The 12,952-nt window shown below is 33.6% G+C and carries 7 protein-coding genes and 2 tRNA genes; 4 read left to right on the top strand and 5 right to left on the bottom strand.

Translation table 11 applies throughout. The features are described from left to right. Window positions 1-2: 2 nt before the first annotated feature. Window positions 3-1,256 (bottom strand): transcription termination factor NusA, encoded by a 1,254-nt coding sequence (gene nusA / locus C4F50_RS11030; RefSeq protein WP_194138713.1) that lies wholly within the window; start codon window positions 1,254-1,256, stop codon window positions 3-5. A 14-nt stretch (window positions 1,257-1,270) separates the two neighbouring features. Next, a complete protein-coding gene (rimP, locus tag C4F50_RS11025) occupies window positions 1,271-1,735 on the bottom strand; it encodes a ribosome assembly cofactor RimP (protein ID WP_194138712.1) in 465 nt (154 codons plus the stop codon). A 173-nt stretch (window positions 1,736-1,908) separates the two neighbouring features. Here rimP and C4F50_RS11020 point away from each other — a divergent pair, with 173 nt between their 5' ends. From C4F50_RS11020 to C4F50_RS11010, 3 genes are all read left to right on the top strand, one after another. Next, a complete protein-coding gene (locus C4F50_RS11020) occupies window positions 1,909-2,733 on the top strand; it encodes a universal stress protein (RefSeq protein WP_194138711.1) in 825 nt (274 codons plus the stop codon). Window positions 2,734-2,905: 172 nt separating this feature from the next. Next, window positions 2,906-4,321, top strand: a complete 1,416-nt coding sequence (locus C4F50_RS11015) for an aldehyde dehydrogenase family protein (protein WP_194138710.1) — start codon at window positions 2,906-2,908, stop codon at window positions 4,319-4,321. A 65-nt stretch (window positions 4,322-4,386) separates the two neighbouring features. After that, the gene (locus C4F50_RS11010; protein ID WP_194138709.1) at window positions 4,387-5,190 is read left to right on the top strand and encodes a helix-turn-helix domain-containing protein; all 804 of its coding nucleotides are present in this window, start codon (window positions 4,387-4,389) and stop codon (window positions 5,188-5,190) included. 71 nt (window positions 5,191-5,261) lie between these two features. Here C4F50_RS11010 and C4F50_RS11005 read toward each other — a convergent pair whose 3' ends face one another. The 3 genes from C4F50_RS11005 to C4F50_RS10995 all read right to left on the bottom strand — a co-directional run bounded on the left by C4F50_RS11005 (window position 5,262) and on the right by C4F50_RS10995 (window position 9,353). Continuing rightward, on the bottom strand, window positions 5,262-8,909 hold the full coding sequence (locus tag C4F50_RS11005) for a DUF2339 domain-containing protein (protein WP_194138708.1): 3,648 nt from the start codon (window positions 8,907-8,909) through the stop codon (window positions 5,262-5,264). A 195-nt stretch (window positions 8,910-9,104) separates the two neighbouring features. Further along, window positions 9,105-9,175, bottom strand: a tRNA-Gln gene (locus tag C4F50_RS11000). 107 nt (window positions 9,176-9,282) lie between these two features. After that, window positions 9,283-9,353, bottom strand: a tRNA-Gln gene (locus C4F50_RS10995). A 245-nt stretch (window positions 9,354-9,598) separates the two neighbouring features. Between C4F50_RS10995 and C4F50_RS10990 the strand changes: the two genes are divergently transcribed. Next, a complete protein-coding gene (locus C4F50_RS10990) occupies window positions 9,599-12,880 on the top strand; it encodes a glycosyltransferase family 117 protein (protein WP_194138707.1) in 3,282 nt (1,093 codons plus the stop codon). Window positions 12,881-12,952: the final 72 nt, after the last annotated feature.

Here is a 12,952-nt window from a genome sequence, read left to right as displayed (position 1 = left end):
TATTAATTATCAAACTCTTCTTTTAGTATTTTCATAACATCCAGAATAGTCTCTTCTTCTAGATCTGTTCTTCTTACTAAATCTTCTACCTCTTGTCTTAAAATACTTTTTGCTGTATCCAGACCAATTTTTGCAAATTCCTCAATAACCCATCCTTCGATTTCATCAGAAAACTCTGTTAATTCAACATCGTCCTCGTCTGCAGTAGCACCAGCAATATCTCCTTCTCTGATCACATCAAGCTCATAACCTGTAAGCTGACCAGCTAATTTAATATTATGTCCTCCTCTACCAATCGCTTTAGAAACCTCTTCCAATTTCAAGAAAACTTCAGCTCTTTTATTATCTTCATCAATTTTGATTGAAGAAACTTTTGCAGGGCTTAACGCTCTTGTGATAAACAATTGAATATTATTTGTATAGTTGATAACGTCGATATTTTCGTTTCCTAACTCACGAACAATTCCGTGAATACGAGAACCTTTCATACCAACACAAGCTCCAACCGGATCAATTCTGTCATCATAAGAATCAACCGCTACTTTTGCTTTTTCACCAGGAATACGAACTACATTTTTAACTGTAATTAATCCGTCGAAAACTTCTGGAATTTCCTGCTCAAATAATTTTTCTAAAAACTTCTCTGAAGTTCTAGACATAATAATTTGAGGTTTATTTCCTTTTAATTCAACGCTTTCAATAATTCCACGTACATTATCTCCTTTACGGAAAAAATCTGATGGAATTTGTTTTTCTTTTGGAAGCACAATTTCATTTCCTTCATCGTCCACCAAAATTACAACTCTTGGTCTTACATGGTGCACTTCTGCCGTATAAATATCACCAATAATATCTTTAAATTGTTTATAAAGATTTGTATTATCGTGTTCGTGTATTTTAGATATTAAGTTTTGACGAAGCGCTAAAATAGCTCTTCTTCCTAAATCAATCAATTTTACCTCTTCAGAAACCTCTTCACCAATTTCAAAATCCGCTTCAATTTTTCTTGCTTCTGTTAGCGTAATTTCCTCATTTTCAAAATCAAGATCCTCATCAGCAACAATTACTCTTCTTCTCCATATCTCCATATCTCCTTTATCAGGATTTATAATGATATCAAAGTTATCATCTGAACCGTATTTTTTCTTCAATGCATTTCTAAACACGTCCTCTAAAATTGCCATAAGCGTTACACGATCAATAAGTTTATTGTCTTTAAACTCTGAGAATGAATCGATTAATGCTAAATTTTCCATGCGAATTCTTTAAATTAAAATGTTACTGTAACAATTGCCTCTTTAATTTCTGTATAAGGTATTTGTTGCTCCTTTTGAACTGTTTCTTTTCCTTTTCCTACTTTTTTTGGTTCTCTTGCTTTCCACGACAAAATTATGAAAACATCGTTAGCTTCAATCAATTCTGCTTCAATTTTTTCAGTATTTGTAGTAACAATCAATGTTCTACCAATATTTTTCTTGTATTGTCTTATAAATTTTAACGGAGACCCAACGCCTACTGAGGCCACTTCTAAAGAAAAATCTTGTTCTTCACGATCTAAATTATTCTCTATTGCACGACTGATATCAATACAATCCTGCAACGCCACACCATTATCTCCATCTAAACCTACACTAATTTTAAAAGAATCTGATATCGCCAAGTCAATCAAAAAGATGGACGGCTTCTCTAAAAGAGCCTCATTAATTAGTTCGTTTACTTTTTCTTTGAATGTCATAATTTTATAAAAAGAGGGGACACTTAGTCCCCTCATTATTTAGATTTTAATAAATAACGATGCAAATATAGTGATTTTTTTGTAAATCAAAAAATTACACCACTCTAAAAAAAATTAGTACTTTTATAAAGCATTAAATTGCAAGTCAACCCTTATCACTTAACCTTAAAAACATGAAACGAATTTTAGTCCCTACTGACTTTTCACAACACGCCGAAGACGCTTTAAAAGTTGCCGCACAAATTGCAAAAAAGAACAATTCTGAAATCATTCTTTTACACATGCTTGAGCTCCCAAACCAAATGAGCGACGCCATTACCGGAGGTGCGAGCATACCAGAAACTATGCTTTTTATGAAAAAAGCAAACGAAACTCTTGACGAAATTTCAAACAGACCTTATCTAGACGAAATTGAAGTTTTGGAAATCGTTAAAATGGATAAGCCTATTCACGGAATTACACAAATAAGCAAAGAATATAATATTGATTTAATTATAATGGGATCGCACGGTTCTTCTGGAATAGAAGAATTATTGATTGGATCAAACACAGAAAAAGTTGTAAGAAATTCTGAAATCCCGGTTTTAGTTATCAAAAATGACATCCCTAACTTTAGTGCCTCTAATATTGTTTTTGCTTCTGATTTTTCTGAAGAAACCAAACAGCCATTTGAAAAACTATTAAAATTTGTAAAATTATTCGATTCAAAACTACACTTAGTTAACATCTGCACTCCTAACAGTTTTAAACCAACCCACGAAGCAGAACATACCATTAAAAAATTTGTTTCTGAATTCGGTCTAACGAATTACGAAACCTACATCTATAATGACACTAATATTGAAAAAGGTATTATTAACTTCTCTAACAGCGTCAACACAGATCTAATTGCAATGTGCACGCACGGCCGAACTGGTTTTGCTCATTTCTTTAACGGAAGCATCAGCGAAGGATTGGTAAATCATTCTGTAAAACCTGTTTTGACTTTCAAAATTTAAAACAAACCAAAAATCATATTGAGATCTAAAAAGCCTTTCTTCGGAAAGGCTTTTTTATTACAAAACACTTTTTTTATGAGCTCTTAAACAAAGTTAAGTTGAGCTTTCTAACAAAGTCGACACCGTACTTAATCCTGAACTTTGTCAAATAAAATTCATAATAAAAAAAATCATGAAAACAATTGACAAAATTTACATTAACGGAGCATTTGTAACACCAAAAGGAACGGAATACTTTGATTTAATAAGCCCAACAACAAACCAAAAGCTGGGACAGGTTCGTTTAGGAAATACCGAAGACGCGGTTGATGCGATCGAAGCAGCGAAAGAAGCTTTCAAAAGTTTCTCTCAAACGAGCACAGAAGAAAGAATTGTGTACTTGCAAAATTTAAAAACTTCTATCGAAAAAAGAAAACAAGACTTTATTGACATTATGATAGAAGAATACGGAGGAACCTACCTGTTTGCTGCAACAAGTTTTGAATACATGCTGAAAAGTTTTGATTCAGCAATTCAAATTCTTCACGAGTACTCTTTCACCAAAACAATGGGGATTTCTGAGGTTCAAATGGCACCGGTTGGAGTGGTCGGAATTATAATTCCGTGGAATTCCAGCAATGGCTTTATCTGCGGCAAACTAGCGAATGTTATCGCAGCAGGCTGTACGGCTGTAATAAAACCAAGCGAAATGAGCGCACAGCAAACAGAGCTCATCGCAGCATGTTTTCACGAAGCAGGTCTGCCTAAAGGCGTTTACAATATTGTCAATGGTTTGGGAGATGTGGTTGGAGCAGAAATCAGCAGTAACCCCCATATAGCCAAGATTTCGTTTACAGGTTCAACTGCCGTTGGAAAAATGATCGCAAAAAAAGCGGTCGATACAATGAAAAGAGTGACTCTTGAATTGGGCGGAAAATCTCCAAATATTATTCTTGATGATGCTGATTTATCTAAAGCAATTCCGATGGCACTTAGCGCGGCGTTTATGAACAACGGACAAGCCTGCATTGCCGGAACAAGATTGTTGGTCCCAGAAAACAAATTAAAGGAAGTAAAAAATCTAATTTTAAATATTGCTCCAAATTTTACTGTCGGTGATCCGAAAAACAAAAATACTGTGGTCGGTCCGTTGGTCAGTCAAAAACAATACGATCGTGTTCAAAACTACATTCAATCAGGAATTAATGAAGGCGCGGCAATTCTAGTCGGCGGACTAGGAAAACCTGAAGGCTTAGAAAATGGAAATTTTGTAAAACCTACCATTTTTACAAATGTACACAATCAAATGAAAATTGCCCGTGAAGAAATATTTGGCCCTGTTTTAAGCATTATAACCTACAAATCAGAGGAAGAAGCTGTTGCAATTGCAAACGATACAACATACGGACTTCAGGCTTATGTAAGTTCCGCAAACGAAGACAGAGCCCACAAAATTGCCTCACAAATCAATGCCGGACGCGTTCAAATCAACACTATAAACCATGATCCTTTAGCGCCGTTTGGAGGTTTTAAACAATCTGGAATCGGACGTGAATTTGGAATTTTAGGTTTTGAAGCTTACCTAGAACCCAGAGCACTTATCAGATAATAAAAATAAGAGGTGCAGAAAGTTTACACATAAAACTTTCTGCATCTTTTTGTAATTTTACCCATATGGCAGCAGCAAAAACCAATTCGAAACCACAAATATTATATTCCTGCTATTACGCTAGAAGCCGTGAAGGAGAAAACTTTATTCCCGAACATGTTTTCAGCTATCAAATAGCAGGAGAAATGATCGTCTCTGACGGCAGAACGACAAAAACCTTAAAAGCAGGTGAATACCGTTTCAGCCGAAGAAATCATTTAGCAAAATTTGTAAAAATTCCACCTGAAGGAGGCGAATTCAAAACCATTTCTTTGTTTTTGGATCAGGAAATCCTTCGGGAAATAAGCAACGAATACAATATTGTAAGCGAAAAGAAAATTCAGGGTGACGCCATGTTCAGCTTAAAACCCCATCCATTATACCATTCTTTTATGACTTCACTACAATCTTATCTTGAAGTAGAGCAAAAAGACAACGAAGTTCTTTTTAATTTAAAAATAAAAGAAGCTGTACTCTTATTACTTAAAGTCAATCCAGAACTAAAAGATATTTTATTTGACTTTAATGATCCCGGGAAAATTGACCTAGAAGCTTTTATGAACAAGAATTTTCATTTTAACGTACACCTAAATCGTTTTGCTTATTTAACAGGAAGAAGTCTTGCTACATTTAAGAGGGATTTTCAGAAAATTTTTCAGGAATCGCCAGGACATTGGCTTTTAAACAAAAGACTTCAGGAAGCTTATTATTTAATTAAAGAAAAAGGAAAAACACCGTCTGAAGTTTATATCGATGTCGGATTCGAAGATTTATCACACTTTTCATTTTCATTCAAAAAGAAATTCGGAATCGTTCCTTCTTCACTTTGAATTTAAATTTTAAAAAAAGCTCAATTCAAAATAATGAATTGAGCTTTTTTTGGATGAAAAATCTATTTTTTTTAATCAAATCTTTCCTTGTACTTTTTGAACAAAGTATTCATTACCAAAAGAACTACTCCCACACCTAATAAAACCATAGCCCTGATTAAGAAATCTGCGTTTGACAAATCGAAGAACATTAAACGTATTACACAGACACCTACTAACGATAAGGAAACATAACGGAAATATTTTTCTTTTAAAACAATTCCGAGTATCAGTAACCCCAGAGATTCTAAAATCCAAAAGAAGGTTAAGATACCTTTATCAAATGAGAGATATAAAAACAATCCGATACTAAAAGTAGCAGGGTAAATGATAATACTGTTTTTTAATTTAAAGTCTTCGATGTATTTGTAAATGATAAAAATATACAAGGCCAGCAAGGCGAAAATAATCAGATAAACAAATTCAAATTTAGATTCGTAATAAGTAAAGCTGATAAAAGCTAAATGAAAATTGGCCAGCAGATAATACACAATACTGATCTCTTTCTTATTCCCGATTTTTTTACAATACAGACAAAGATTTAGTATAGCGGTAACAGCCCAAAATACTGGAAGCCATTTGTGCTCTAACTGCGAAAACATAATGATCGAAAGCCAAATGTTTATTACAATCTGATAGTCAATATTTATTGATTTGACAAACTCTTTTTTATTAATCAGAAGCACTAAAACAATTAAAAAAACTATACTAGAAAGCTGCAGAATCCAGTCTAGTACAGCAAAATCATTCATTCCTTTTAAACTATAAAAAACAGAGATCAAAATTGACAGAAGGCTAATTGCCAATACCGATTCTTCTGGAAGTTTTATCTTTTTATACAAAATCAAAACAAAATTTAGGACAGCCAGAAGCATAAATACCGGCGCTAAATACATTAATTCTACTTGAACAAATAACAAGACAATAACCCACAAGTTCTGATTAACCGGCAAAACAGTACTAAACATATCCCCTCCCTCTCTTTTGCTTTTGTTTTGAAGATAGCCGTAAACAAAAGACAATAAAATACTCAATACCTGCGTAGCGTAAAGCACATTATCATTAACCGTATCGAGCCCGTAAACTGCTAGATAAATCGTTAGAACCAATGTCCCCATTAACAAAACAAAAGAATAAATATTGTAACGTTTGATTCTTTCAATTTTTTCAAAGATCCAAAAAGTCATTATTGCTAAAACTCCTAAATAAACCGGAATATATTCAATTTGAATACATGAAAATCCAAACACCAAGGCATTAAAGAGAATAAAATCAGAATTTAAAACACTGAAATTCTTCCATCCAGAAATTGCCTCATTTGATTTGTTTCTGATTTTATCCGCAAATAAAACATACGCTTCGATCACAGAAATCCCAACAGCAACAAATGCTATTTCTATATTACTTAAAAATTGGACGTTGTATAAAAACAGCAAACTTCCAGACAACACAAAAGCGAAGTAAAAAACATAGAGTAAAACCTGGTTTTCAACAGTAAGTGCTTTTCGTTTAAACTGAATCCATAAAAATTCATGATTAAATAAAGCTGTCGCAAACAATCCGAAAATCTGAATAATTGCATAAGGCGTTACATATTTATATAAAAGAGACACTAAAAGCGCATTTACACCAACAATACCAATAGTTTTGACAATAGAATCATTTGTATAAAATAATTTCACAAACCAGTTTAACGCAATTACAGAAACAATTCCGATAGCCAGGGCGATATCTAAATTGGATTTTGGCTCTGTAAGCACCAAGATTACCCCTGCTACAATAGTCAGGAGTAAAAAAACGAATCTTCCAAAATCAAAAGTATTTGTTTTGAATTTGAATCGTAAAGCACACCACAATAAAGCAAAAAACAAAAGAGGAAAATAAAACGAAACGATGATGACATGATACCAGCTTACAAAAAACAATATTGTAAACAGGATCGAGAAAATTCCGTTCAAGCTTAAATCTTTTTTGATAACCAAAGCATCAATCTCCGAAAACTCTTTTTTTACAGAACAAAAAACAGGAATAAACAACGTCATAAATACCATTACAAGCAAAGTCGCAAAAGAGTTTGTGATATAAGTCTGTTCTAAAAAAGGATTGATATGAGACGCAAAAAAGACAAAAGCAAACAAAGACGAAATATGATTAATCCCTAAAAATATTTTATGCAGTAAGGTTTCACCGCCTTTGTAAACAATAAACAAACAAACCAGAACCAAAGAGTACAATGCACAAACAATTATATCATAACCCACTTTCCAATCATTAAGCATAACGATACTTAATGCAAAAAGCAAAAACGAAACCATTCCGTCAAGATTATAAAGCCAGAAAATCTTTTTCTTTCTCGCAAAAAGAGCCGCAAAAAGACAAAGAATTCCTGCAGTAAACAAAACAAATATTTTGATTTTGCTTCCAGTAGAATGCAAAATTAAACCCGACGCAAATAAAACCCAGTTAATCAGATGCGTTGCAAAAGCAATTCGGTCAAAATGAGTATTAGCATAAATATTTCTATACTGCATAACCATACAGCTTAGAGAAACCAAAACAATACCTAGTATGGCAAAAATATTTTGAGAAAGACTCAAAACACTGCTTCCCTGCGTAAACCAAATATCAAATATGATAAAACTCGTAATTACGATCAATAAATGATATTCCCACTTTTCTTTATAAGACAATACAATTCCGGCCGTAGCTGTTAATGACGCAAGTAAAAATGTAATTAAAAGTTTTTCTGGAATCACGCACAAAATCAAGAAACTTAAAATGACGTGAAGCGATAAAAAGGTTTGCTGTTTGATGATATAACCCACATATAAATTGATCGCAATTCCGACTCCGATGAGCGAATAAGCAAGAGGAATATTATTGATAAAGGTGAGCGCCGGAATCTGCGAAGCGCCAAAACAGCCAAACAAAAACAAACTCGCGCCAGCACTGCGAAGCCAAAGCCCGGTTTTAAACCATTTTTCTTTTTTCTTCAAGAAAAAATACGAACCTCCTAAAATCCCAGCATAAAGCCATAGAATCAATATTCTGAACATCGGCGAAACCTTCAATGCAGTATAAATACTCAAGTAACCAATTCCTAAAACCATGATGGCAGTTCCTAAAATTCCAGTCCAATTTTCAATAAACTGCTGTTCCAGCTTTTTCATTAAAATAGAAAAAGCACTTTCTATGAACACTTCTTCTTCCTTAACTACAGGCTCAGAAATTACTACTTCTTCACGAACAGGTTCTTTTTCAACATAAGCAGCCACCTCTTCTGCTTCTTTTTCTTCGACATTTCCCTTCTCTAATACAGGATTTGTTTGTGCTTCAAAACTAAAAACAGATTTCTCAACAGGTTCCTCGATCGTATTTTTTTCTTCCTGTACAGAATAATCAACAACACTTACAGCTGGCGGAACAATTGGAACAGCTTCTTCTATGGATTCTGAGACGATTCCAATTTGATCAATTTGAGAAATGATCTTTTCTGCAGCAAAATCGGGTTGTGCTATTTGTTTTTTGATTTCCTCAATTTCTTTTTTCAAAGAATCAAAATCAGCTTTATTTTTTTTAAAAAGCGATTCTAGATACTCATTTTCATGTTTTAATTTCGAAAAATTATTAAACAAAACAACAATACCTATCAGCATTCCAAAAAGGAAAAAATTCTCCATAGTTTATTTTTTGAACGGCTAATGTAAGAATTCTGAGTTAATATAAACGAGTAAATAAAACTTTACGCCTTATGATTAAGTTTGAGAGACATCAGCAACTGTTGATGCTAAAAGAATTTGAATTTAGAATTCCTAAGTTTGGAATTTAAAAAGTTCAGCCATAAAAAAAGCCTCTCATTTCTGAGAGGCTTTATGTTGGTCTACTAGGACTCGAACCTAGAAAGACTGCACCAAAAACAGTTGTGTTACCATTACACCATAGACCAGCAGTGCTGTTAAGCGGGTGCAAAATTAGAACTTTATTTTAGTTATGCAAATTTTTAAGGAAAGTTTTTTGCATAAAAAAAGCCTCTCATTTCTGAGAGGCTTTATGTTGGTCTACTAGGACTCGAACCTAGAAAGACTGCACCAAAAACAGTTGTGTTACCATTACACCATAGACCAGCAGTGCTGTTAAGCGAGTGCAAATTTAAAGCTTTATTTAGTTTGTGCAAACTTTTTGGCCAAAAAAAAACATTTTTTTTGTTCTTTTTTACTTAAAAAACTCCGCTATCAACCAAAACACCTCATAAACAACACATTACTTTTTGCAGATAGTTTTTTAGAATTTTATGTTAATGGTCGTTTCTTTACATAAAAAAACATTTTCTTTGTAGAATCGAAAATATTCAAATTTTTAACACCTAAATATGGCACAATTCAATTTCAATAAATGGAATACAATTATTGGTTGGTTTGCATTTGCAATCGCTTTAATCACTTATACATTAACTGTTGAACCTACAATGAGCTTTTGGGATTGCGGCGAATATATCGCCACAGCAGCTAAACTAGAAGTAGGACACCCTCCGGGAGCACCGCTCTACCAGATGATGGGAGCATTCTTTGCAATGTTTGCGATAGACGCACAACATGTAGCGCTGATGGTTAATATGATGTCTGTTTTTTCTAGCGCATTTACCATATTATTTATGTTTTGGTCGTCTTCTATGATCTTAAAAAAGATTGTAGGCCGTTTTTCTGAAATTGATCAAAACAACTCTATTGTTATTTTAGGAAGCTCTTTTGTAGGCGCCTTAGCTTATACTTTTTCTGATAGTTTCTGGTTTAATGCTGTTGAAGCCGAAGTTTATGCAATGGCTTCTTTATTAATCGCATTACTTTTCTGGCTTGGACTGCGTTGGGAACAAGACATGGACAAACCAAAAGGAAACAAATGGCTTTTGATTATTTCATTGGTAATCGGACTTTCTTTTGGAGTACACTTCATGGCTCTTTTAACGATCCCTTCTATCGGATTTTTATATTACTTCAAACACTATGAAAAAGTTACCATTAAAAACTTCATTATTGCCAATTTGGTAGTTGTTGGTATTCTTTTATTTATTTTCATATTGCTATTACCATTAACGATGGCGTTCTTTGGTAAAACCGAAATTTTTATGGTAAACAACATGGGACTTCCTTTTAATTCAGGAACTATCTTTGTGGCTTTGTTGTTTATTGCTTTCTTTTATTTTGGATTAAAATACACCAAACAAAAAGGTTTAATATTTTACAATACCATTATCCTTTGTATTTTGTTTATCCTTATTGGTTTCTCAACCTGGATGATGTTACCTGTTCGTGCAAATGCCAATACTGTTATTAACGAAAATAAACCGTCTGACGCGACCGAGGTTTTAGCCTATTATAATCGTGAACAATACGGCGCAAACCCTTTATTGTACGGACCTCAGTATACAGAGTATTTTGCTGGACTTGATGCTAAAACACCTTATTTAGACAAAAAACCAAACTACGAAAGAGATTATAAAACTGGTAAATACATCATTACCAATAATTACAAAAATGCAGAACAAAACTCTGACGACAATCAGAAAGCGTTTTTGCCAAGAATGTGGAGTACCGAAAACGGCCATATTCAAAACTATATCAACTTTACAAATCCTCCAAAATTCAGAATTAATCCGAACTATAATTATGAAGATGATTTGGCTAAATACGGAATTGATCCGAGCCAGTTAAATGAAGAGGAGTACAATAAAGCAACAGCACAATTACGTAATGAGGTTGAAAAGACTGTTTCTGAATTCAGAAAAGCTTTTGCTCAAAAACAAATTGACAACGAAGGCTACATGAAATTCTTGAAAAGCTACGGTGATTATTTAATTATCGAAAAGCCTGCTACAATTGATAACTTCGCTTTTATGTTTGAATATCAATTCGGATATATGTATTGGAGGTATTTAATGTGGAACTTTGTTGGTCGTCAAAGTGATGTTCAAGGTAAATACGACAATCTTGACGGAAACTGGATCAGCGGTATCAAGCCTTTAGATTCTATTCATTTAGGATCTCAGGATAATTTACCTGATGATGTCTTAAACAATAAAGGACGTAATGTTTACTATTTCCTTCCGTTTATTTTAGGTTTAATCGGGATAATGTATCATGCAAACAAAGATTTAAAAAGCTTTTATGTACTGCTTGCTTTATTCTTGTTTACCGGAATTGCTTTGAAAATATATTTAAACGAAAGACCTTTTGAACCTCGTGAAAGAGATTATGCGCTTGTGGGTTCTTTCTATGTCTTTGCAATTTGGATTGGTTTTGGAGTATACTCTTTATATGAAAGTTTTCAAAAATATGTTGCGCCAAAAATTGCCGGACCGGTTATTATTGCCGGAAGTTTATTGGCTGCTCCTATTTTAATGGCTTCACAAAACTGGGACGACCACGATAGATCTGGAAGATACACTGCTGTTGCAATGGCAAAAGCGTATTTAAGTTCTTGTGATAAAGATGCCATTTTATTCACCATCGGGGACAACGACACCTTCCCGCTTTGGTACGCACAAGAAATTGAGCATTTTAGAACAGATGTTAAAATCGTAAATACGAGTTTATTCATGACGGATTGGTACATTGATCAAATGAAAGCCAAATCTTATGAGTCTAACCCGCTTCCTATTTCGTTTACACACGATCAATTTGTAGGAGATAAATTGGATTATGTAGTATATATCCAGAAAATTGATACTCGTTGGAATATCAATGATTTTATTGATTTTATTAAAAATCCTAAATCAACAGTTGGTTTACAAAATGGACAAACTATTCATTTTTATCCAACAAATAAAATCAGAGTGAACATTGACAAAAATACGATCATTAAGAATAAGGTTGTAAATCCTAAATACAATGATTCTATTGTTCCGTACTTAGACATTGACATTAAGGGAGGCGCATTGTACAAAAACCGCTTAATGATGCTGGATATTTTAGCTAATAACAATTGGAAAAGACCAATTTATTTTAGCGGAGGTGCCTTTGACGATGAAGATTATTTATGGTTGAAAAATTACCTGCAGTTAGATGGAATGGTGTACAAATTGGTTCCTGTTAAAAATGTTCCTTCAAAAGATGGAGGACCAATGGATATGGGGCAGATTGATGCTGATAAAATGTACGACATTGTAATGAAATGGGATTGGGGTAACAGCGAAAGCGATAAAATATACCACGATCCAGAAACCAGACGTAACAGCATTACGTACCGTACTAATCTTTCTCGATTAATGGATCAACTTATTGCGGAAGGCAAAATCGATAAAGCTAAAAATGTAATTAACCTGGCTGTTACTAAACTGCCTTTAGACAAATTTGGTTACTATTCTTTAGTTGAGCCTTTTGCTAACGGATATTACAAGGTTGGAGAAACTGCTAAAGCTCATGATTTATTGAATAAGCTGGTTGAGAAGTACAAGCAAAACTTAAATTATTACAGCACTCTTCCTCCAACTGACCAAACTGATCTGGCAATGGACATTATTACAGACATTGAACGTTACAGAAGTTTATTGCAGGTAATGCAGAAAAACAATGACAAAGCGTTTTACGACCAGCATAAAAAAACTTTTAATACTTATGTAAATGTTTTTGAGCGTTTTGGACGTGAAAAAGAATAATATACGAAATTTTTAATGATTAAAAAAATGCGGCGCTTTTTGATAAATAGCGCCGCATTTTTTATTTTTACA

The organism is Flavobacterium hungaricum, assembly GCF_015182285.1.
In the GTDB taxonomy this organism is placed as follows: Bacteria; Bacteroidota; Bacteroidia; order Flavobacteriales; family Flavobacteriaceae; genus Flavobacterium; species Flavobacterium hungaricum.
The sequence above is the reverse complement of the archived record's forward strand: the minus strand, read 5'-3'. Positions and strand labels throughout refer to the sequence as shown.

Bases quoted from the DNA above. Each gene is read 5' to 3' on its own strand.
- nusA (WP_194138713.1), bottom strand. From the start codon at position 1,256: ATGGAAAATTTAGCATTAATCGATTCATTCTCAGAGTTTAAAGACAAT.
- rimP (WP_194138712.1), bottom strand. From the start codon at position 1,735: ATGACATTCAAAGAAAAAGTAAACGAACTAATTAATGAGGCTCTTTTA.
- C4F50_RS11020 (WP_194138711.1), top strand. From the start codon at position 1,909: ATGAAACGAATTTTAGTCCCTACTGACTTTTCACAACACGCCGAAGAC.
- C4F50_RS11015 (WP_194138710.1), top strand. From the start codon at position 2,906: ATGAAAACAATTGACAAAATTTACATTAACGGAGCATTTGTAACACCA.
- C4F50_RS11010 (WP_194138709.1), top strand. From the start codon at position 4,387: ATGGCAGCAGCAAAAACCAATTCGAAACCACAAATATTATATTCCTGC.
- C4F50_RS11005 (WP_194138708.1), bottom strand. From the start codon at position 8,909: ATGGAGAATTTTTTCCTTTTTGGAATGCTGATAGGTATTGTTGTTTTG.
- C4F50_RS10990 (WP_194138707.1), top strand. From the start codon at position 9,599: ATGGCACAATTCAATTTCAATAAATGGAATACAATTATTGGTTGGTTT.